This window comes from Pseudomonas phytophila (assembly GCF_025643095.1).
Taxonomy (GTDB): domain Bacteria; phylum Pseudomonadota; class Gammaproteobacteria; order Pseudomonadales; family Pseudomonadaceae; genus Aquipseudomonas; species Aquipseudomonas quasicaspiana.
Window position 1 is genome coordinate 4,800,986 of the sequence record NZ_CP081201.1, and the last position, 22,977, is coordinate 4,823,962.

At 59.4% G+C, this 22,977-nt stretch carries 17 protein-coding genes; 13 read left to right on the forward strand and 4 right to left on the reverse strand.

What is annotated here, in order from left to right; genetic code table 11:
* Positions 1-161: 161 nt before the first annotated feature.
* The gene (locus K3169_RS21710; RefSeq protein ID WP_263267938.1) at positions 162-2,633 is read left to right on the forward strand and encodes a type III effector HrpK domain-containing protein; all 2,472 of its coding nucleotides are present in this window, start codon (positions 162-164) and stop codon (positions 2,631-2,633) included.
* 1,000 nt (positions 2,634-3,633) lie between these two features.
* Here K3169_RS21710 and K3169_RS21715 read toward each other — a convergent pair.
* From K3169_RS21715 to K3169_RS21730, 4 genes are all read right to left on the reverse strand, one after another.
* The gene (locus K3169_RS21715) at positions 3,634-4,188 is read right to left on the reverse strand and encodes a transglycosylase SLT domain-containing protein (protein ID WP_241154031.1); all 555 of its coding nucleotides are present in this window, start codon (positions 4,186-4,188) and stop codon (positions 3,634-3,636) included.
* A 129-nt stretch (positions 4,189-4,317) separates the two neighbouring features.
* The gene (locus tag K3169_RS21720) at positions 4,318-4,692 is read right to left on the reverse strand and encodes a hypothetical protein (RefSeq protein WP_263267941.1); all 375 of its coding nucleotides are present in this window, start codon (positions 4,690-4,692) and stop codon (positions 4,318-4,320) included.
* A 74-nt stretch (positions 4,693-4,766) separates the two neighbouring features.
* Entirely contained in the window at positions 4,767-5,729 is a 963-nt protein-coding gene (locus K3169_RS21725; protein ID WP_231678079.1) for a hypothetical protein, read from the reverse strand.
* A gap of 9 nt (positions 5,730-5,738) precedes the next feature.
* Positions 5,739-6,284: an RNA polymerase sigma factor gene (locus K3169_RS21730; RefSeq protein WP_049827211.1), complete on the reverse strand. Its 546-nt coding sequence runs from the start codon at positions 6,282-6,284 to the stop codon at positions 5,739-5,741.
* 281 nt (positions 6,285-6,565) lie between these two features.
* Here K3169_RS21730 and K3169_RS21735 point away from each other — a divergent pair, with 281 nt between their 5' ends.
* From K3169_RS21735 to K3169_RS21790, 12 genes are all read left to right on the forward strand, one after another.
* A complete protein-coding gene (locus tag K3169_RS21735) occupies positions 6,566-7,669 on the forward strand; it encodes a TyeA family type III secretion system gatekeeper subunit (protein WP_027902904.1) in 1,104 nt (367 codons plus the stop codon).
* The gene (gene sctV, locus K3169_RS21740; protein ID WP_263267945.1) at positions 7,666-9,759 is read left to right on the forward strand and encodes a type III secretion system export apparatus subunit SctV; all 2,094 of its coding nucleotides are present in this window, start codon (positions 7,666-7,668) and stop codon (positions 9,757-9,759) included. Before K3169_RS21735 ends, sctV begins: the two co-directional genes overlap by 4 nt.
* A 28-nt stretch (positions 9,760-9,787) precedes the next feature.
* Positions 9,788-10,708, forward strand: coding sequence for an FHA domain-containing protein (locus K3169_RS21745; RefSeq protein WP_263267946.1), 921 nt, complete (start codon positions 9,788-9,790; stop codon positions 10,706-10,708).
* Positions 10,702-12,069 (forward strand): FliI/YscN family ATPase, encoded by a 1,368-nt coding sequence (locus K3169_RS21750; RefSeq protein ID WP_263267948.1) that lies wholly within the window; start codon positions 10,702-10,704, stop codon positions 12,067-12,069. Before K3169_RS21745 ends, K3169_RS21750 begins: the two co-directional genes overlap by 7 nt.
* Entirely contained in the window at positions 12,059-12,535 is a 477-nt protein-coding gene (locus K3169_RS21755; RefSeq protein ID WP_231678084.1) for a hypothetical protein, read from the forward strand. Before K3169_RS21750 ends, K3169_RS21755 begins: the two co-directional genes overlap by 11 nt.
* Positions 12,532-13,137: a type III secretion system HrpP C-terminal domain-containing protein gene (locus tag K3169_RS21760; RefSeq protein ID WP_231678085.1), complete on the forward strand. Its 606-nt coding sequence runs from the start codon at positions 12,532-12,534 to the stop codon at positions 13,135-13,137. The genes K3169_RS21755 and K3169_RS21760 overlap by 4 nt, the downstream gene beginning before the upstream one ends.
* The gene (locus tag K3169_RS21765) at positions 13,134-14,324 is read left to right on the forward strand and encodes a FliM/FliN family flagellar motor switch protein (protein WP_263267951.1); all 1,191 of its coding nucleotides are present in this window, start codon (positions 13,134-13,136) and stop codon (positions 14,322-14,324) included. Before K3169_RS21760 ends, K3169_RS21765 begins: the two co-directional genes overlap by 4 nt.
* Positions 14,321-14,974, forward strand: coding sequence for a type III secretion system export apparatus subunit SctR (gene sctR, locus K3169_RS21770; protein WP_027902898.1), 654 nt, complete (start codon positions 14,321-14,323; stop codon positions 14,972-14,974). The genes K3169_RS21765 and sctR overlap by 4 nt, the downstream gene beginning before the upstream one ends.
* A 7-nt stretch (positions 14,975-14,981) precedes the next feature.
* Positions 14,982-15,245, forward strand: a complete 264-nt coding sequence (sctS, locus tag K3169_RS21775) for a type III secretion system export apparatus subunit SctS (protein ID WP_027902897.1) — start codon at positions 14,982-14,984, stop codon at positions 15,243-15,245.
* 2 nt (positions 15,246-15,247) lie between these two features.
* Positions 15,248-16,054, forward strand: coding sequence for a type III secretion system export apparatus subunit SctT (sctT, locus tag K3169_RS21780; protein ID WP_027902896.1), 807 nt, complete (start codon positions 15,248-15,250; stop codon positions 16,052-16,054).
* Positions 16,051-17,139, forward strand: a complete 1,089-nt coding sequence (sctU, locus tag K3169_RS21785) for a type III secretion system export apparatus subunit SctU (RefSeq protein WP_027902895.1) — start codon at positions 16,051-16,053, stop codon at positions 17,137-17,139. The genes sctT and sctU overlap by 4 nt, the downstream gene beginning before the upstream one ends.
* A 113-nt stretch (positions 17,140-17,252) precedes the next feature.
* Entirely contained in the window at positions 17,253-22,934 is a 5,682-nt protein-coding gene (locus tag K3169_RS21790) for an AvrE-family type 3 secretion system effector (protein WP_263267952.1), read from the forward strand.
* Positions 22,935-22,977: the final 43 nt, after the last annotated feature.

Genomic DNA, 22,977 nt, shown 5'->3' on the forward strand with positions numbered 1-22,977 from the left:
CTGCAGCGCCTCGGTAGTCTGAATCTCATCCAGGGATTGCATCGTTGGACCGGTAAGCCGTGGGCAACGCTGCTTGAAAATCACGCTCAGTGGAACCGTTTCAACTGCTTCGCCACACAGATGTATCCATAGTTGTCACACAGAAGGCAATGAATATGAATATGCGCGTCTCCCCTGATATGCCCAGCCAGATCCCTCTCAACGGTCAGGAGGGGATGCACTCAAACGACGCTCCGGGCCAGGGAGTCAAAGGCGCGGTAGTGCCGATGAAAGCCTTCGTGGCCGGTAATGGCGGTGGCGGCATCTCCTTCGGCCAAGGCAACACCACACAAGTGCCCCGCCAGCCAAACAGCCAATTTGCAGCCGGCAAGAATCAAGACGCGCCCTCGCCCTCGGCGCTCATCTCGTTGTTCAAGGAAGTACTGGAACGCCTCAGCACACCCGGCGGTGATCAACCCGAGGAAGCAGCGTTCGGTAAGCCAGCTCAGCCGCAAGGCACAGGTGCGCAGCGCACCGGTAAACCAGACGGCGTTGACAGAACCTTCGGCGTGACAGCCCCCAAGGCCACTCATGCCCCCACAGGCGCAGCTCCCACGGCCAGAACGGGTCAGGATGCCGAGTTTCTCGATAACTCCAAATACTCCACACCAAAAGATCTGGAGAAATTCGGGCCGATGGTGGCCAACTTGCCGCCCGCGCAGCAAGAGCAGGCTGCGAAAGAACTCAACCGCCCCATCGCGGCAGCGAAGATGGCCGCTGCGGGCGGTCCGGACGCAGAAAAAGCCAAAGCATTCATCGATGCCAATCCGGTGCTCAAGACCGCAGCGGATGTCGGCAAGCGCGGTGGTCAGGCTGACGGAAAAACCACTGATGGTGATTACAAGTCGCTGGCAAAAAATCTCGAGAAAGCACGGGACGCAGGGGCGAAATCCGTCAATGAGTACGTGAAAGCCAATCCCAAGGCTGATCCGCAGTCGCTGCAGATGGTGACCAATGCGGCGCTGCTGCGGGCCAACGAACCCATTACCAAATGCGCCGATCCGAAAAAAGCTGCTGGGGGTGATGAAAAAGTTGGCAAGTACACCACGGTCGATGACCTCAAGGCGTTGTCCTCTGGCAACCCTGGCTTGTCCAGCCTGCTGACAACCTCAGCGAAAACGTTTGCCCAGCCAGGCTTCTCTGACTTGCTCGACCAGGGCGGACTGGAAGGCAAGGCACTGGCGAAGAAAAGCGCCGACGGCGATATCAGCACCCGGAACATAGAAGACTGGATCAAGAAACAGGCCCCTACAAACGGCGGCGAATTCGCGGCCATGATGAGCAGCGCCGCGACACTCAACGCCACGGCAGGCGTTGATATCAGCGCCCTGAACGAAGACGTTTTTGCCAATCCTGACAAATACAGCGGAGACCAGAAAGCAGCGGTCATGGTCAAACTGCAGAAAACCCTGGAGAGCGTGGAAGCCGGACAAAGTCTGCGCAAGACCGAGAAGACTGAAACGGCTCTGAAGGAAAAAATCGCACAGTTGCAAGGCGATAAAGACGTACAAGCCTTCCTCGACAAATCGATTCCCGAACAGCAGAGGAAGTTGATCAGCAACGACCCTACTCTGAAACAAGCGGTCAATCAGCGTTACCAAAGCCTGACCTCGGGTAACTCACTGGAAACCGATATGCGGGGCGATTTTGATGCGGTGACCAAAGACAAAGACGGCAAGCCGATCAAGGATCCATCCTCTCCTGATTACAGTGCTTCGGTCGGCAACCTGAGCGCCGAATTGCAAATGCAAAAAGATTTGCGCGGCCCTGACGCAGGTATTCCCACAGCCAGCGATGTAGTGGCGAACCGTCCGGATTTGAGCGCCGAACTGCAACTCTCTTACCAACAGAATTTTGCCCAGGGCGGCAAAATGAATGAGCAAATGAAGTCGAAGGACGCCAAGCCGGAAAAAGTACTGGCCGACGTCGACGGCCAGAAAGCAGCCTACGACGCTGTGTTGCCGCCAGAAATTACCGCCGCCAGCCAGGACGCCTACACCGAGGCCACGCTGGCCGCCTTGAAGACCACCAAGGCTGGCGTCGACATGATTACCGACTTCAAGGACGCCACTGCCGGGCTGGGCAATAAAGATCCACAAAGCATCACCGCAAAGGACTTGAAAGCCGAAGCTGAAAAGCGTGCCAATACTGCCCTTGACGGCAAGGGCATTGCGGGTGGCGCTCTGGGCGCGGCTGGCGGTGTGTATGCCATGACGTCCGTTTCCGGATTGCTGGCTCAGGGTAAGGATGCCGAGGCAGGTAAAGCGATCTACGACAGTATCCGTGGCGCGGGCACCGCTGCGCGGGTTGGCTATGACCTGGCAACCAAATCAAGCGCTGCTGGTGGGGAGATCGCCGGTAAAATCGCGGGGCGTGCCGTTGGCGCGGTTGCCGGCCGTGTTGCGGGCATGGCGGCTGCCAGTGCCGTCGCAAGCGCCGTGCCGGTCGTTGGCTGGATCGCCGATGCGGCCATGGCGATAGGTTTCGGCATCAAAGCGATTATCGATGCGGTGCACAAAAAACAGGATCAGAAGGCTTTCGATCACAATGTAGATCCAACGCTGGACCAGTTCGGTATTCCCAAGGCGCATTGATCTTCTGAGGCGGTGACGGCGTAGGCATCTGTACATATCCATTACCGCGTTTATGGCTGATATTGGTTGCGCTTTTACAGCGCCTCACTTTCGAAAAGCGCGAAAGTAAGCAAAGCGCTCTTGCCCCACCACTCGGTCCCTCGCCTAGGCTCGGGATACCCGCCCGCAGATCTGAAACCGTGGGCCGCCGCAACGGGCCATCCATGGCCCAATGCGGCTAACCCGGCGTCCTGCCGGGTTACCCACGGTTTCAGATCTGCGTTCGGCCAGCGTGGTTTAACGGGGCGCTTAAGATCAAAATCAAAAGCTCAGCGGCCTGACAGCCGACCTGGTTGTGTGAACTTACCGATCTTCTGTAGCGCCCGCGTCGTTCAGACGCCGCGCTGTCGCGCAGCAAACACGGGCCCTGTAGGAGTGAGCTTGCTCGCGATTCGATTTCATGGTTGACGAATTTATCGCATGAACTGACGCCATCGCGAGCAAGCTCACTCCTACAGAAAAAGCATTTAAATTCAGTAGGTTATTTTATTTTTGATGAGAGCTGCCGAAGGCTGCGAAGCGGTGTGTCAGACGATGTATGCGTTGGCTGTGGTGACGTCTCGCGAACAAGTTCGCTCCTACCGGGCCGAGGCGATCCCGCCGTATTCGCTTTGCTTTTGATCTGCTTTTGATCTGCTTTTGATCTTAGGCGCCCCGTTAAACCACGCTGGCCGCTCGCAGATTTGAAACCGTGGGTAACCCGGCAGGACGCCGGGTTAGCCGCATTGGGCCATGGATGGCCCGTTGCGGCGGCCCACGGTTTCAGATCTGCAGGCGGGCATCCCGAGCCTAGGCGAGGGACCGAGTGGTGGGGCATGAGCGCTTTGGTTACTTTCGCGCTCTTCGAAAGTGACGCGCCGTAAGGGCGCAACCAATAGAAGCCACTAACGCGGTAAAGGATATGTACACAAACATCCCTCCCCATGGAGAAGGAAAAGATGTGCATATACCTATGCTCTACTCAGCGATCAGCAACCATGCGCTTCAGTCGTTCCTGAATCTTGCTTTTATAAAGCCGCGCCGGTTCGCCACCCGCCGGGCGATGGTACATGCCAGCAGCGCTGACCCAGTCTCCGGTTTGCTGATAATACTGACGTAGCAACAAGGCAGCGCTTTGCAGGTTATTGATCGGGTGGAGCGCATCGCAGGGCTCGCGAAACCGGGCGCGACCGATATAACCCCAGTTCTGCTGAGTCAGGCCGATATCCACCGCATACACACCCTGCTCGGAGATTGCCTTGAGCACCGCGCGGCAGGCCTCATCGCGAGTTTCGAAACGCAGCGGCTTGCCTTTAACGTTCAGGGTCCAGGGCCATGGGTAATACCCGATGCGCAACTGCGTGTTGCTTTCAGTCTGCGCCACCGCATAAAGCAACTGCGCCGGAACCCCGGCGGCCTCGGCCACCTGCCGGTACGCGGTTGGCGGACCTGCCCAGGCGGGATCAGCCGCTAATACGCCGAAGAACGCCAGCAGCGCACCTAACTGCCCCGTCCTCACCCGACGTTCCCGCCTCATGCCAACATCTGCCAGTTGCCCCGCGAATCGGCAGCGCCTTTGTCATCGATGGATACTGACCAGAGGCGTCGAATACTGATGCTGATATTCATAAAGCTTCCTTGACGGTAGAAAGACAAACATCGGCCATCAGTAACGGATGTCCGGCATGTTGCGCTGGTTGAGATGCTGTTGTTGAATTCGCTGGCGCAAGCGCTGCTGCTCGACAATGCGACGTTGGGCATTGCGCTGCTGATTGATCTGGTCTTGCTGTCGGCGCTCCTGGAGGTAGCGCTGCTGAGTCCGGCGGTTATCCTGCGCTTGCTGCGCAGCCCGGCATTGCGCAACGATGGTTGCCAGCTGTCCGCGCCATTTAGCTGCACCGACGTTGTCCTGATCTGCAATTGCCTGAGCCAGACGCTGGCTTGCAGCCCTGTGAGCCTGGTAGCAGGCGCTGGGGGTCGGCCATGCCGCTTGTGCCAGACAAGGCATCAACACCATGACCAGGCACAGCATGATTTTCATGATCACATCTCCACTTGCGTCACCACCTATCAGTCTGTGTGGTCACAGCATGCGAAAACGTTGCATGTAATCGATCAGTCGATCAGGTCACGCCAGCCAGGGTCGATATCGAGCGCCAGGCCAGCATTGTGAAGGGTGTCCAGCAATCGATAGAGCGCGCTGCGATCAGCGATAGGGCACTGGGCGGGATAGTCGCCAACTGGATGGGGCAGGAAAAGCATGGCAGGGAAGTCATCTGCCGCCAGGCCGCCCGGGCGAGGCCTGATGTCTTGCTCAAGCGGGGCTATTCCGGCGGCGTCGTCATCCAGCGCGGCGAGGATCATTTCGATGCGTCCGGCCAGTTCGGCGCACGCTGGATCAACAGGCTCAGGGTTGTCGCCCAGGCTACGCCGATAGGCAGCGTTCCAGACCTGGGTTTCTTCATAGCTGGGGCCACCGCAATCGAGCAGCGGTGCCAGCAATAAAAGCTCGTAATCCCCCGCCTTACCGACCGGCTCAGCCCGAGTGGTGGCAAGCGTCAAGGGCATGCTGCCTTGCCAGAGGCTCCACTGGTCCGGACTTTCGCGCCGCGCCAGGAGCGAAAGAATCTGATTGCCGATACCCAGAGTTTGCAAACTCTGTATCCCGTTGCGTTCCCCGCCCATCGCCAACAACTCACCCTCGTTAAGCATCTGGCGCAAGCGGCTGTCGCTGAGCAAGGCGGGATTTACTGCAAGGCTTGTGCTCTGAGGCAAGGCATCGGGCGATGGCAACAGGTCTGGCTGGCTGAAACCCGTCAGGCTGTCGAGCTCCCACAACGGCCGCCCATCGACCCACAATTGGGTCAACCCCGAGGCTCTGGCCCGCACACCGAACACAATGCGCCTGCGTTCGGAAAACCGCTGGAATGCATAGGCATGGGCGCCCGGCATACCGGGCCACGCAGCATTGCCGGCTTTCTGCAAGCATTGGTCAAGGGGATCTTGAGCGGCCCGTAACGGCACGGGCGCCAAGCCGGGCTGTATTTGCCGCGGACCGCCAATCTTGAAGTTCGACATGCTTACCTCTCACGCGCGAAAACCTTCTGGCAGATTATCACGCAACTGCGTGCGGGCCCTGGACAGGCGGGAGCGAATTGTACCGATCGGCACACCCAACACATCGGCAGCATCCTGGTAACTGCCTTCGGTTTCGACAGTGACTTCCAGCGTATGACGCATGACGGCTGGCAGTACGGCGATAGCTTGAACAGTGCGCTCCAGGTCTCGATAACTTTCTATGTGACCGCAAATATCCAGACTTGGCTCGGCATGCGCAAGCTGCTCCTCGAACTCGACGTGCATGGGCCGACGATAGAGTTTGCGAAAATGATTACGGATCAGATTCAGGGCGATACCGCATAACCAGGTCTCGGGTTTGCACTGCTGCAAAAAGCGGCTTTCGGCATTCAGGGCTTCGACAAAAGTTTGCTGAAGAATGTCTTCGGCATCCTCCTGATTAATGACGCGCTTATGTATGAAATTCTGCAGTTTCTGAAGTTGTTGTTGGGTCAACTGGGCGAAGCAGGAGGTGCCGGTCCGCGTGGGCAGTAAGCTCTGGTTCATCGCGTTCATACTGAATTATTCCCTTAGATCCTCGTCGTGAGCGCTTCACGGCGATACTAAGACTCCTATAGCGAAACCTGTGCCAGGCTTTAAAAACCACATAACTAATTGTTTTTAATAATATTTTTAATCCAACAGAAATGTTTTGTGCGCAAGCTTTTGCAAGCCCCCTCGAAAAGCTTCGCAACATCTTGCAAATCTTCCTGATCAGACGCTGGCCTGTTTTCGCGTGGAACCGGATAGCGCCTGCGACCACACAGAGAGGTGTACTCCAGACGCGTAGACGGCTCATGTCCCTCAACCACATCACCCCCCTGCCGCACACCACTGTGCATACAGCGACGCCGCAGCCCGCTGCTTCTCCTGTCGCAAAGGCAGGGGCGACCAGCGTGCATCAGCAAGGCGAGTCCGCGCACATGATGCAGCAGATGAGCGCTGCACTCGCCTCTATGAGCAAGCCTCTCAGCCAGCGCGAAGTGGTGTGTGGACAGCACGCCAGCAGTCAGCCGATGAGCCTGCAACAGTTGTTGCAGGGAATAGGCAACCATGCGCCGACGCAACTGAACGCCCGGTTGAACAAAATGCGCCAGCAGCTACGGCAGCAGAAATCAGTCAAGGAGATGGTCAAGGACCAAGGCGACAATCCGCTTCGGACGCACCTGCTGCTCAGCGAAATCGCTCACCAGGCCGAGGAACAGGGCAATGATGCAGAGGCCGAACAGGCCCAGGCGCAACTTGACGCACTGGATGCCGAGCACGGCGAGGAAATAAAGACCGGTCTGAGCATCACTCCAGCGCTGACCCACGCAGTGAAAGACCCGGATCTGCGCGATAACTTGCGCACTATTTATTACCAACACCTGATCAAGAACCCGTCACTGGGTAACTTCATGGAAGCGGTGCTGCATCTGTGCGGTGAGAAAAATTTCATCAAAGGCCTGCGGGCCCTGCAACAAGCCCTTGCCGACGATATCGCCAACCTTGCGCAATTGCCCCAGGAGGGCAAGTTGCGCTCGTTGATGGAAAGCCTTGGGCGCACCACTCAGCTCAACAATCTGGTGCATGGTTGCTCGGACCTGGCCAGCCGCATGGCGGCTAAAAATCCGGCCATGACCTTGAGCGGCCTGCTGTTGATGCGTCAATTGATGCAACTGGCCAACCAGTCGATGAACGTACGCGACACCCAGCAACTCTCGGAAAAAGTTGGCGGCCCATCGCCGACGCTGCAACTGACCTTCCTCAACGGCCTGCGTCATCTGCTTGCCGACCTGCCCAACGGTCTGTGGCGCGACGACAAGACGCGCCAGACCTCATTGCGCAACGTCTTGCTGATCATGGACGAGCTCGGGCAAAGCGAACGCAAGGCCCTGCCAGACCGGAGTAGCCGTTTATGAATGCCGTGCTCAATGGCTTGACCCGGGTGGCGATAGCCGCCTCCAAGCGCTCAGAAGTCGCAGGCGCAATCATCGTCATCGGCATCGTCTTCATGTTCATCACGCCCTTGCCTACAGGGCTGGTGGATGTCCTGATTGCGGTCAACATCTGCGTGTCCTGTCTGCTCATCATGCTGGCGATGCAACTGCCCAAGCCCTTGGCGTTTTCGACGTTCCCGGCAGTGCTGTTGCTGACAACCATGTTCCGCCTGGCCTTGTCGATCGCGACTACGCGGCTGATTCTGCTCGAACAGGATGCGGGGCACATCGTCGAAGCCTTCGGCAACTTCGTCGTCGGCGGCAACCTGGCGGTGGGCATGGTCATCTTCCTGATCCTGACCGTGGTCAACTTTCTGGTCATCACCAAGGGCTCCGAGCGGGTTGCGGAAGTGGGCGCGCGCTTCACGCTGGACGCCATGCCTGGCAAGCAAATGTCCATAGACAGCGATCTGCGCGCCGGGCTTATCAGCGTCGATCAGGCCCGCCAGCGTCGAGCGGATCTGGGCAAGGAAAGCCAACTGTTCGGCGCCATGGATGGCGCGATGAAGTTCGTCAACGGCGACGCCATCGCAGGCCTGATCATCGTCGCGATCAACCTGATTGGCGGCATCTCCATTGGTGTGATGCAGCACGATATGAGCGCTGGCGACGCCATGCACCTGTATTCAGTGTTGACCATCGGCGACGGCCTGATCGCGCAAATTCCGGCGCTGCTGATCTCGGTCACCGCGGGCATGATCATCACGCGTGTACCCAATGAGGAAAGCGACGAAAACTCCAACATCGGCGGAGACATTGCCAAGCAGTTGGGCGCGCAACCGAAATCACTGGTCATTGCAGCAGTGGCGATGCTCGGTTTCGCGGCACTGCCGGGCATGCCGACCATGGTGTTCGTCATCATTTCAATCCTCGTTGGCACGCTGGGCGTATTCCTGATGCGCAGCCGGGCCCCCAAGGCCCAGGCCGTCGCCGCCTACGTCCCCCCGGAACAGAATGGTGACCGGGACATTCGTGAGTTCTTCCCCTGCCGCACGTTCCTGCTGCAGTTCAACCCAGGCCAGGACCAGACAGAAATCATGGCCTTGATCAGCCAGGTACGGCAGCGCCGCAACCAGCTCGTGGCACAGTTCGGCATCACCCTGCCCTCTTTCGACATCGAGTATGCGGGTCATTTGCCTGCAGACGAATTCCGCTTTCTGGTTTACGAAGTGCCTGCGATCCAAGCCACCTTCACCCAGGATTTTCTGGCCGTGGAACGACAACTGCTGGCTGCGGAACCGATCAATGCTCATCCCGGCCATACTGCTCGCGAAGAGGCCGACCTGCTCTGGATACCGGCCGACGATCCCACACTGCAAGAGCCCGAGTTGCACCCCAGCACCTCTACCCAACTGATCGTCGAACGCATGTTCCGCGCCATGCAAGCCTGCGGCCCACAATTCATCGGGCTGCAGGAAAGTAAAGCGATCCTCAGTTGGCTGGAGCGCGATCAGCCGGAACTTGCTCAAGAGATGCAGCGGGTCCTGCCTCTCGCTCGCTTTTCGGCAGTTCTACAACGTCTCGCCAGCGAGTGCGTGCCGTTGCGCGCTATTCGACTGATTGCCGAAGCCCTGATTGAGCACGGCCAGCACGAGCGCGAAATCGGCGCCCTGACCGATTACGTACGCATCGCGCTGAAGTCGTTGATCTTCCATCAATACTGCGGCCCTGAAGGCTTGCAGGTCTGGCTGCTGTCACCGGAAAGCGAGCACCTGATGCGTGACAGCCAGCGCCAGACCCAGAACGAAACTTTTTTCGCCCTGCCCGCCGAAGCCAGCCAGCAGTTGGTTGATCAATTGCGCCAGGCCTTCCCGCGTCGATCCAGGGCGATGGCCGTGTTGCTGGTCGCCCAGGATTTGCGCAGCCCGTTGCGCACATTGTTGCAGGACGAATTCCATGAGATTCCCGTGCTGTCTTTTGCCGAGCTCAACAGCACTGCGCAGGTCAAGGTGCTAGGCCGCCTGGATCTGGACGACCAACTGCAAACCATCGCCGACGAAAATGCGGCATGAGTCTGCCTACCCGTTCAAGGAGTGAGTGATGTACGAACTACGCGTATTGAACGGCTTGCACCGCGGTGCGGCCTTACCGCTGATTGGCGACCACTGGCTGGTCGGGAGCGACGAACAACACGATCTCCTGCTGCAGGATCCCGGCATTGCCCGACGCCACTGCAGATTAACGTGCGACGGCGAAACCTGGCGCCTGGAAGCAGAAGACGGCTCGCTGTTCGACGAGCAGGGCCAGCCCTGTGACAGCCTGAATGCGCTCACCGCTGAACAGACGTTCCGGCTGGGCACTGTGCAGTTGAGCATCATGGCAAGTTCAGCGCAGTGGCCAGCGGTGGTCGAACCGAAGCCCTCCAGCGAATCCGCCCCGTCAGGCTTCGGCGAATCCCGCGCCGAATCCCAGGCTCCCCCCTCGCCGTCACAACCCGCCAAACGCCCGGCCCTGCATAAGCGCCTGGCCATTGCAGGGATTGTGGTCACGCTGGCGGGCAGTGCCTGGGCATTGACCACACCGGGGCCCGTGAGCCCCTCGCCTACGACCACTCAGCCCCGCGAACCTTCAGCCCTGAGCGCTACGGACACCGCGGAAAAACTGCAAGTCATGCTCCGCGAACGTGAATTGCGCGATACGGTCAGCGTGAGCACCAGCGCCGAAGGCATCGTACTCAAAGGCTCGTTAACACCTGAACAGATGGCGCTGTACAAACGCATGCTGGAACGCTTCGGCCAGCAGCAGAAAAGCGCGGTGGCGGTGCTCGATCAGGTCAAACCATTCGGTCGAAAACTGCCTTTCGAGATCGTGCAGATCGCCAGCGGCAAGCGTGCCCACGTGGTGTTGGCTGACAACCGCCGGTTATTTCTCGGCGACGAAGTGGATGGGCTGCGCCTGACCAAGATCGACAAGAACCACGTCGAGTTCGACGGCGACGAGCACTACGAGGTGAAATGGTGAGCGCAGCGCTGGCCGAAACTGTCCCGTTGGCAGAGTGGGCCGACGCCTATAGAGCGCGCCTGAACAAGCTCTCGTCGGTGGTGGTCAGCGGTCGGGTCAGCGCAGTCAACGGCATCCTGCTCGAATGCCAGGTCCCGGCAGTACGCATAGGCGACCTGTGCCGCGTTTACAAAACCGGTGGCGAAGCGATGCTGGCGGAGATCGTCGGTTTTACCGAAAACTGCACGCTGCTTAGCGCTCTGGGTACGCCAGAAGGCATCGAGCAAGGCGCGCGGATCGAGCCACTGGGCGTTGTCCACTCGGTGAGTGTCGACGACAGCTTGCTCGGCAGCGTGCTGGACGGATTTGGTCGACGTCTGGACGGCCAGGGTGACGGTGCGTTCGCCTTGCCCGGCGACCACCGTCCGACCCAGCCAGTAATTTGCGACGCCATTCCACCCACCCAGCGGCCCCGTATCGTCGACGCAATGCCTACTGGGCTGCGTGCCATCGACGCGGCCATTACCCTGGGTGAAGGTCAACGCGTAGGGCTGTTCGCCGGTGCAGGCTGCGGCAAGACCACGCTCCTCGCAGAGCTGGCGCGCAATATGCCGTGTGACGTGATCGTATTTGGCCTGATCGGCGAGCGGGGTCGTGAACTGCGCGAGTTTCTCGATCACGAACTGGACGACGAACTGCGTGCGCGTTCGGTGCTGGTCTGTGCCACCTCGGACCGTTCAAGCATGGAGCGCGCCCGCGCAGCCTTTACCACCACCGCCATTGCCGAAGCCTACCGACAGCAGGGCAAACGCGTACTGCTGCTCGTCGACTCGCTGACCCGCTTCGCCCGGGCCCAACGCGAGATCGGCATTGCAGCAGGCGAACCCCTGGGACGCGGTGGCCTGCCGCCCTCGGTTTATACTCTGCTGCCGCGTCTGGTGGAGCGCGCCGGACGTAGCGAGCAAGGCTCAATCACCGCGATTTACACCGTCCTGATCGAACAGGACTCGATGAATGACCCGGTCGCTGACGAAGTCCGCTCGCTGATCGACGGCCACATCGTGATGTCGCGCAAGCTCGCCGAGCGTGGCCATTATCCGGCCATTGACGTGCAGGCCAGCCTCAGCCGTATCACCAGCAGCGTGACCGACAAGCAACATCAGCGCGGCAATATCACCCTGCGCCGTTTACTGGCGGCCTATCAGCAAGTGGAAATGCTCCTGCGTCTGGGCGAGTACACCCCCGGCAACGATGCAATGACTGACTGCGCCGTGCAGTTGCACGACCAGATCAACGAGTTTTTGCAGCAAGACCTGCGCGACCCGCTGGACCTGCAAGACACCCTTGAACAACTTTATGCGTTGACAGCCCATGCGCCGTAGGCCGGCTGTTGAAGAAGCCGCACCGGATGCCGATCCGCAGCGCGACGCGCTGGTCGAGGTGGTGACCTTGCTCTCGCCGCTGCGCGAGTTGCGCAAGCACAGCCTGGAACGACGTTGCCGCGAAGCCCGGCAGGAAGCCGAGCAGATGCAGGCGGCGATAGAACAGGCTGATAAAGACTGCGCCGAAGACCTGCGCCAGCAAAAGCAGGCACGCAAGGCCTTGGCATTGCAGTGTGAGGGTCAAGTCATGAGCCTCAACGCTATCCAGCATTGGCACCAGCAAGAGCAACAACTCATGGACCGACAAACCGAGCTGCGCGTCCACGTCCAACGCCTGAATCTTGAACTTGACGCCCAGCATGTTCGTGTCAGCGAAGCCGAGGCTCAATTGCGCGCCAGCCAGCGTGCCCTGGAAAAACTGGCCTGCCTGCGCGAAACCCTGGCCTTGCCAAAGGAGACGACATGAATCTCAGCAGCCCTGCACACGCAATTCTCGAGCATCGCACGCCTGCCAAGCCGGAACGGCAAGAGCCACAGCACGACACGTCTCGCGACAGACCGCAACCGCAAGGTGCTCGCCCGCAAAGCCGTGGCCCCAACGAAATTGATAGACCTCGAGAGACTTCGGCGCGAGACAGCGGCAAAGCCCGACATGGCGATTCCGAACGCATGGCCGACGGGCTGTTTTTCCAGCAACTGCTGGCGCCATTGGGCGGCATGGGTGGCCAAGGGCAAGGCGGCTCACGCGGCCAGTCGTTCGCAGGCCAGGCTGACGGGATGGGTAGCGCAGGTTTCGCTGCCTGGAACCAACTGGTCGATGACCTCGCCGGGCGGCTGCCCGCTGGCACCGGCCAGTCTCTGCAAGCCACGCTGTTCATGCCGAACCTGGGCCGCATCGGCCTGAATGCGCGTAATCGTTCACCACGCGGTTGGGACATTGATCTGGATTGCGCAGAAGCGCATGCCGCCGAGCATCTGCGTCAGAACCACCCGCGCTGCCAGGACGATCTGAGCCGCGCACTGTGTCAGCCCGTCAACCTCAGCGTGCGCCACCGGGGGTGCGCATGAATGCCCAGGCGCTGCCCCTGCGGCAGGTCAGCCACGTTCAGGTCCGCCTGTCCCGCAAACTGGCCGGCGAGCCGTGGATGGCATTCAACGTGGAGGGCCAGACAGGCCATCTGACGCTCAAAGCCAGCCGCCGCGCGCCTATCGCCGCTGAGCTGCAATGCTTCGACAGCGCATTAGGGACTTTTGGGCTCAGCGATGCTCAACCGGTGCTTAACGCATGGTCGAGCTGCCCGGGTTTTGCCGGGGCTGTCGGGTCTGTAAAAGCAGACGCCGACGAAGACTGGCTATGGCCGCTATACAACGCAGGCCTGTCGGCAGAACTGGCCGCTGTCATGGGCACACTGAAACCGCTTCCAGTCTCTGAAACAGCGAAGGCCGACTGGGTGTACTGCGAGATGAGCCTGCAATTGAGTCAGGGTCGCGTCGACAGTGTGCTCGCAGTCTCTGCCCCTGCGCTCGCCGATTGGCTCGACCAGCCCGCATGGAACGTAAATCCACCACGCGACCACTCAGGGTTAACGCTGGCTTTCGCGCTGCGTCTGGGCAGTCTGAATCTCCCCCGACAAACGCTCGAAACCTTGCGACCTGGTGACGTGCTATGCCCCACCGAGGCTGACTTCGACACCGCAGGTTTTGGTGTGTTGACCCTGGGGCAGCGGCGTCTTCAGGTCCGTGTTTGCGAACAGCCCGAACGGTTGCAACTGGAAGTTCTGGAAATCGAGGAGACGACGGTGTCAGACCGTAATGAGCTTGACGAACCGATTGCCGAGTACACCGACCCTTGGGCGGATGAAGACGGTTATTCCGATGAGGTCGATACCGAAAACGCTTTCGCTGAAGAGGCTGATCCCGACTCCGATGCAGATCAGTACTACACCGAGCCTGCCGGGCAGATTGAAGACGAAGATGACTATGCAGATCAGGCCGATCAGGCGCCTCAGTCGCCGGCAAGTCCTACCGAAGCTTTCGCCGACCTGGCGATGCCGCTGACTCTGCGGTGCGGCCAGATCCGCTTGACCCTGGGCGAACTCGCGGCCCTGGGACCCGGCGCGATCCTTGAAGTCCCAGGCGTCACGCCAGGGCTGGCCGGTCTCTATTACGGTGAACGAAGGCTGGCCCAAGGCGAACTGGTGGATGTAGAAGGCCGTCTTGGCTTGCAGATTACCCAGCTGGATGAGCGCGGATGACGCTCAATGACACGAATCCAATCATGCTGGCGCTGTTTCTCGGCGCATTGTCGCTGCTGCCATTCCTCTTGGTGGTGTGCACGTCCTTCCTGAAAATCGCTTCCGTACTGCTCATCACCCGTAACGCCATCGGCGTGCAGCAAGTGCCGCCGAACATGGCGCTGTATGGCATTGCCCTCGCCGCCACGCTGTTTGTCATGGCACCGGTGTTTTCCGAAATTGCCACCATCGCTCAAGAGCACCCCCTGCAACTGAATGACACAAAAGGCCTGGGCAAAAGCGCGCAGGCCCTGCTCGCCCCTCTTCAAGCATTCATGACCCACAATGTTGAGCCCGACGTGCTGACTCACCTGCACGAAAACGCCCTGCGCATGTGGCCCAAGGCAATGGCCGACGCCGCCAGCCGCGAAGACTTGCTGCTGCTGATCCCGGCCTTCGTGCTGTCGGAGCTGCAAGCGGCATTTGAAATCGGCTTTCTGATCTATATCCCTTTCATCGTCATTGACCTGATCGTCTCCAACCTGCTGCTCGCGTTGGGTATGCAAATGGTTTCGCCGATGACCATTTCCCTGCCCTTGAAAATCCTGCTCTTCGTGCTGGTCAGCGGTTGGACGCGCTTGCTCGACAGCCTCTTCTACTCCTATATGTGAGGTCGCGATGGAAGCCTTGAACCTGTTCAAACAGGGCATGATCCTGGTGGTGCTGTTGACCGCACCGCCGCTGATCGTGGCGGTCGCGGTCGGTGTGCTGACGTCACTGGTCCAGGCATTGATGCAAGTCCAGGATCAAACCCTGCCGTTTGGTCTCAAGTTGCTCGCAGTAGGCGTGACCCTGGCAATGACCGGTCGCTGGATCGGCGTCGAGCTGATTCAATTGACCAACCTGGCGTTCAACATGATTGCCCAGACCGGTAAGGGCTGAGCATGTTCGACGCTCAGTTCGCTTACGAGCTGCTCAATGGCATCGCCTTGTCCATGGCCCGCCTCTACCCTTGCATGTTTCTCGTCCCTGCGTTTCTGTTCAAGCACCTCAAAGGCCTGCCGCGCTATGCCGTACTGACGGCGCTGGCGCTGATCCCCGCCCCGGGCATCGGTCAGGAGTTGAGTCGGCTGGGCAAATCGTGGTCGGACATCTTCTTTCTGATTTTCAAGGAAATGATACTGGGCACCCTGATGGGCCTGGTGCTGTACCTGCCATTCTTTTTATTCAGCGCGGTGGGCGTGTTGCTCGACAACCAGCGTGGGGCGCTGACAGGCGGCCAGCTCAACCCGGCACTGGGCGCCGATGTGACGCCGTTATCTCATCTGTTCGAAGAAACCATGATCATGCTGTTGATGATCATTGGCGGGTTGCCGCTGCTGATGCAGGTGATCTGGGACAGCTATCAGATCTGGCCCGCAACGAGCTGGTGGCCAGCGCTGCAAGGACAAGGCTTCGATGTCTATCTAGGCATACTGCAGGACACTTTCACCCACTTGTTGCTGTATTCGGCACCGTTCATTGCCTTGTTGTTGCTGGTCGAAGCGGCGATGGCGTTGATCGGTATCTACAGCCCTCAACTGAACGTGTTTATCCTCGCGATGCCGGCCAAGTGCGTGATCGGGCTCGCGTTTCTGGTGATCTACTTGCCGACCCTGATGGACCTGGGCACCGAGCGCCTTGAGCTGCTCAAGGACGTGCGGCATACCCTGCTGCTGATGGTCCCCGGTCCTCGCGAACCCACGCCATGAGCGAGAAGAATCAGGACGCAACGCCCAAGCAGATTCGCGATGCACGCAAGCGTGGGCAAGTCGCGCAGAGCCAGGATCTGCCCAAGCTTTTGATCCTGGTGGTAGTCAGTGAAATCACTCTGGGCATGGCCGACGTCAGCATGGAAAAGCTGCAGGCGCTGATCAACCTGTCGATGACGCGCATGGATCAACCCTTCCTGCGCACCGTGGGTGAAGTGGTCACTCAGGGCGTGTGGCTGGTGGCCGCTTTTGCTGCGCTGAGTGTGGGCGTCGCCATGCTTATGCGCCTGGTCGGGAGCTGGATGCAATTCGGCTTCCTGTTCGCCCCCGAGGCGCTCAAGCCGACCATGGAAAAGCTCAACCCGTTCAGCCACCTCAAACAGATGTTCACCATGCGCAGCCTGGTCACATCGCTGTCCGGCGTGGTCAAGGCTGCGATCATCGCAACCGTCATGTGGTTCATCGTCGAGCCCGCGCTCGGCACGCTGGTCAGCCTGGTGCACACCGATCTGGTGACGTTCTGGCACGCCCTGTCGACGCTGTTCCACCGGATTCTGCGGGTGACTTGCGGGATATTGCTGGTACTCGCAGTGGCGGACTTTGCCATCCAGAAGTACTTCCACGCCAAGCAACTGCGCATGAGCATGGAAGACATCAAGCAGGAATACAAAAACTCCGAGGGCAACCCGGAGGTCAAGGGCCACCGCCGCCAACTCGCCCACGAATTGCTCAACCAGGCACCCAAGGCGCCGCCAAAACCGGTCAAGGATGCCGACGTGTTAATCGTCAATCCGACTCACTACGCAGTCGCCCTCTATTACAAACCTGGCAAAACAGCCCTGCCGCGCATCCATTGCAAACATCTGGATGCCGGCGCCCTGGCGCTGATCGAGGAAGCAAAGCGCGAACGCATCCCGGTGGTCCAGTGCGTGTGGCTCGCCCGTGTTCTGTACCGCGTGCCCGAAGGTCGCTTCATCCCGCGCGACACGCTGCAGGCGGTGGCGCAGATCTATGGCGTGATCAAGCAACTGGACGATGAAGCCAAACGGGAAGTCATCCTGGCGAACGATATCGACATGCTCTGACCACAAATATCGTAAGCCCTGAAAAGCCTTTCCAGCGTCTTGCAGACTGTGTGGGAACCGTTTCAGAGCTATGAACCACACACAGGTATCAGCCCTGAGCGAGCATTCACGGAATGATTAATTCACTACTATCGCGCTTGCATGGCCAGTCCCAGACGGTCCAGCAGCCACCTGCGGCGCCCCCCCTGCACAGTCAGGCCAAGGCCCCGAAACTCAATCAGCTTCGCGATCGCCCATCACATGTTGGTGTGGCGAACTCGCTGATGAAGGCGGGCAGCAAATTCACCGGCATGTTTCGCGCCCGTCAGCGTGACGTCGGCAAGCACGAACAACGCGAGTGGCACGACGACCTGATGCGCGTGCCACGGGACGGTAAAACCACCGACCTGCAAATGGTCAACTCCAGTTCCGCCCACGCGATCACCCAGAAACTAAACGCCGAAGGCCGCTACAAGGATATTCGCGCGATCAATCAGCATCACCTGGGCCCCGGGGTGAAGGGCTACCAGATGCAGGACCAGGACGGCCACTGTCACCAGGTGCAGCAAAGCGATGCGGTGATCAGCACATTGAAGTCGTCGATGCCCCAGGGCGTCAGCACGCTGATCGCGGCAGGCAAAGGCCACCAGGCAGAAAGCAGCGGCATTTTCACCGACAGGCACAACGTCCAGCACACGTTGCACAATCGCACCCTTTACAGCTTCGACCGGGCGACGCAACGCTGGGCCCAGGCACAGCCTCTGCAGAACAACATCTCACGGCTGTCGCTGGATCAGCGCGGCGAGATGATCAAGTACCTCCACAAGGGCGACATACGCGACCACAGCGCGATCAAGAGCCATGTGGTCCAGCTAAAGCGTGACGGCAAGATTCGCCTGACCGAAGGCCATGATCCTGACAAAGGCGTCGAGCTCAGCCTGCTCAAGCACGATGGAACCCCTATCGATGTCGAGCGCGTCGGGTTGCTCAAGCCCAGTCACACCCACGGCAGCCCGACGCTGTTTGTACTGGACAAGAAAGGTGGGCTTCATCACAAGCTGCTCAACGATGACTGGCAGTCAAAATCCAGCATGGCGCTGCAGGAAGTGAAACCAAGCTTGAATCAGGCGATCGGCGTCGAGGCCGCCGACAAAGCGGCAATCGAGGGCTTCATCGCAGACGCCGGTACGCTCAAGGCGGTAATACGTGACGGCGTAGGCTTGCGCCACAGTGCGCCGCTCATTCAGCCGATGACTACCTCGAATAAAGATGAGCCCACCCAATGCAGAATGGGTCCCGGCTGGCGGCTGAGCGAGCAGATGCATCTGGTCAACCAGAACGGCCTGCCGGAAAGGATCGGCGTCGATGACACGCAAGTCCGCCTCCACGGCGGCGCTGCGCTGGGTCTGAATAAAAACCGAGACCTGTGCGGCTGGAACGAGACCACCCAGAGCTGGGACAAGCTCCACGTCAAGGGCGTCACTCAACTGGTGCGCGGTCTCGACGACAAGCCGTATGTGATTCAAGACGGTAAACCCAAGGTAGTGGAAGCCAGCTTCGCGCAGCCCAAACTGAAGCTGGGCAACGGTGAACCGGTGGCATTGGGTCGCTCGACCGCTGCGGAGGTGGGCCGAACGTTGAGCGAAGAGAAGGTCAGCCATTGTGCGGTCCTCGACGACAAGAATTTTGCCCTGCTCACCGAAGCGGCCCCACGGGTCCCAGCGAAGCTCAAAGCCAGCATCGAAGGGCTGAATGTCGATATCCCGCTCCCGCGTGATGCGCAAGGCAAAGAACTGGCTGTCACCAGCGTGGCGCTTGATCAGTCTCGTCAACTGTACGTGACGGCGGGCGGCAATCTGTACCGGCTGCCCCACGATCAGTGGACCCAGAGCCATCACGGCCAGACCGCAGCGTGGAAGCCGGCCGGGCTGCAAACCAAGGCACCTTCTGCGCCTGCGGCGGCGGCTGCGGTTGCTGCTCCTGCACAGGCTCCTGTTTCGGCGACGGCGACGGCCATTGCCATGGCGACTACCGCGGCGACAGCTTCAGCTACGCCGGGTGCTCCTGGTACGCCGCCGACGTCAAGGATCGGAAATCCAATTTCGCCAGGCATCACCGACCCGTCCAGAAAAGACGGCACAGACGTGCTTTTGGACCAGGTCAAAAAGACGCTCGCACCCGGTATTTCCCTGAGCGCTGCAGACTTGTCCAGCGCGACTGTAAGTATCGGCAAAGTCGAAATGGGGCCAAACAAACGCCCGGTGATCGAAGCCACGCTGTTGCCTCCAAGTACGACTGATGCCAACGGTCAGACGGTTCAGCCCGGACCGTCCACCCATTCGCTGGAATTGTCCTACGGTCGTCTCGGCGAAATAGTGCTGCGCCCGGCCAAGGCACAGGCCAATCCAACGGCCAACAGCCAGATGGAAAGCATGCAGGCGCGCAATCACAAGACAGCCAAAATCGGCAATGCCAACGGCTCGGCGACCACCACCATGTTTGGTTCCACCACAGACAATGTGCGTACTGGTGGCGCGAAGAACATCTTCAAGACCGCTGCCGAAGGGTTTCGCAAGATGGGCGAGTCCTATCAACACCACTTCCACCCTTTGGAAACCCCCAAGGCAAACGCCAAGGAACTCAAGCAAGCATTCAATTCAGGCGAGAACATCAAGCAGAAGCTGCAGGCTGCGGGCCACCATGCCTTGACCCCTGGCCCGCGCAGCCGCTCGGGCATGAGCCCGATCTACCAAGAGTCGCTGCGACTGTATAAGCGTTTTGATAGCGCTAATACCAAGGCCAAGGCCAATACCACCACCAACACAAACACCAACACCAATAGAACCGCCAGGCCGATGCTGGAGGCAGGGATAGCGCTGCTGGACAGCAAGGCTGTGCCAAAAACCCGCGCCGACCTGGAAAAAGCGCAACTGCATACCGGCCTCGAAACACTGCACAAAGACATCGAGAACAGCAGCTACCAGGCAATCGTCCGACTGGGCCAGATTCACAAACTGCTCGATGAGCGCGGTAAAGCCCTGGATCCCGCGGCAGCCAACGTCCCGGTCGCGGCCCCGGGCGCAGGCATAGTCAAAGCCACCGGCGCAGTCAAAGTCATGCAGGATGCCTTGCTCGACAGCGGACTCAGCCCCACCAGCAAGGCGCAGACCAAGCTCGAAGAATTGGTCCAGCTAGGCCTGACGCTGCCAGTCCGCCAACTGGAACCGGGCTACGACAACACAGGCCGTAACGAAAGCAAGAGCAGCCTGCTGGAGGATCGTGTGCTGCTCGATGCCCAGACGCTTCTTCAGGTGCGCGATCTTCTGGGGCGAGTGAACAGTCAACAAGGACAGACCCAGATCGTAAACAGCGAAAATGTCGGGCCTGGCAAGAGCACTACGCTGGATCAGTTACAAGGCCTGCGCATGGCCTATGAAAACAGCGACATCAAACTGTTCAGCGACAACGGCATCGTCAGCCACCGCCAACTTGAGAAGCTGCACCAGGCTCGCGACACTGTAGCCCGGGAGCTTACCGGTCGGCATGGCCTGAATTACAACACCACGCGCTCGTTCTCCGAAGATCTGCGCGCCATCGGCGACCATTTCGGCAACCTGCAGGTGGGCGACGCCACCTCACTGCTGCGCAGCAAGGGTGCGACCTTTACATCACCTGCGGTGTTCGTCCCGCTAACCCCGGATGGCGGCGGAATTTACTTCAACTTCGGCATTGGGCGCGAACATGGGATTAGCCTGGAAACCGAAGGCGGTGAAGATGCGACGACACTGGGCCTGAAAAACAGCCGTAACAGAAACGAGTTTCTGAACGTCGGCTACTACCACGCACCCTCGGCGGTTTTCTCACGCTTGTTCAGCTCCGAGCCGAAGGGCAATCCGAGCAGTGCCGGCGAATTGTACAGTGCCGACGCCAGTTTCAAACTGACTCAGAGCCGCGCAATAGCAGGCTGGTTGACTGCCAGCAACGCCAGCATGGCTAACGTCATGGAGAACCTGCTGGATCCCAGTGCTTCATTGGCCGACCTGTATCGCCTGGGCAAGGACAAAGGCGGCTCGGTGGAAAAAAGCAAAGTTAACCAAGGGTCAATCGGAGTCGGTAGCGGCGTCGATCTGGGACGCCTGAACCTGGGCGGTACGCTGCTGCGCAACGAAAGCGGCGGCGTATGGAACGCCTTCCTGCGCGCTACTGCCGGGATCAACGCAGAAGCCACGCTGGTGAGCTATTCCAACACCAAGGTCACCACCCACAAAGGCGAAGGGCAAGATGCTAAAGCTGTAAAACGCGCCTTCGAGGCACTGCCCTCCGCCAGCGCAGGGGCGTATGCCCGGGTCGGTTTTGCTACCAACGGCAACGCGCACCCTGACCAGACGGCCAATAACATGGGCGTGAATAATCATATTCTGGTCGGCCAGACCGTCCTGCCCGATGCTCTCAGCGTCAGCTTCGCGCTGGACCGGGCCAAAAACGACAAATTCACCCTCAACTTCAAGCCCGGCAAAGCCGTGACCACGCCTCAGTTGCACGACGTGGAAAAGTCCTTGGGCAAGGTGCTCAAAGACAAAGAGATTGCCAAGGCACTGGCAGAGCGAAAAGCCCTGCTGACCGAGCTGGAGCGCTGCGCACCCGAGCCAACACAGGCCTTGGCTGCCCTGCCCTCAAGCCCTCTGGGAGGCCGCGCGTTGCCGCCAACCGTGCCACCTCGGCCAGCGCGAGAACGCGTGGCTAACTTGAGCACGCTGTTACCGCGCCTGAATGACAGCATGCCCAAGAATGATGAGGTCGACGCGTTGCAGAAGGCCATCGCCAGCCTGCCTGCAGCGCCGACCCAGGAGCAGCGCAACAAAGTACTCAACGATGCTCGAACCCTGGCTGTCGCAATGAAAGCTGATATCAAGGCGACGGAGGATTCCAAACTGCTGGAAAAAGCCAGTAAAGCCATTGATGCAGGCGAGAAAGTCGCAAATCCGGAAGGCCATCTGGCGGCACTAAAGGGTGTGGTCGACCATCTCGACAATCTGCCTCACGACAACGAGACGCTGCAAGAGCTGCGTTACAGCGTCCAGCAACTGGTCAAGAACAACGATCTGTCCAAGAGCGGCGGACGCCTGCTGGCATCTGGGGAACACAAGTTCACCAACACAGGATTGCAACTGCGCAAAGGTGGTCTGGTCGGTGACTCAGCCCCTTGGCGCGACAGGACCTCAACCCAGAACGCTAACGCCATCGCCACCTTCATCAACAAGAGCCCCGTGCTTCAGGAAATGGCCCGCCGCGCTGAACACTCCGGTCCTACGTCCATGGAGGTGACCCTTGAGCTCAAACCCAAGGTACTGGAAAGCATCGAGAACAGCCTGAACAGGCAAGACCCGAAAATTCAGAAAAAACTCGAAGAAGCCTTGAGAAATGACGACAACGTGCGGATCAAGCGCTTCACCTTGCTGCGCGGCGCAACCCAGACCGACGCCAAGGCAACGCCAAGCCTGTTGTTAAGCGCCAAAAGCAGCGCATCGGTCACCGATTCGGTGGTACTGGCATCGCTGGACCTCAAGTACAGCCAAGAAGAGGAGCACCGGCCAATCAGCATTACGCCTGGCGGTCTCCTGGTACGACCATTGGTGGACAAGGCAGTGCGCGATGACATGAGTGCCAAGGGCTATGCCATTAAAGGTTCACGCAACAAGAAGGATCTGCACAGCGAAGAAGACGCTGGCCGGGCCAAGCCTGGGGAAAGCACCGTCGAGCATTCCAGCAACAGTGCCAATACCGGCAGCGGGCCACGCAGTACAGGCGCTCTGTGATGGTTACAGGCGCCGCGCCGGAAGTTATTCCTCGTTTCCCTCA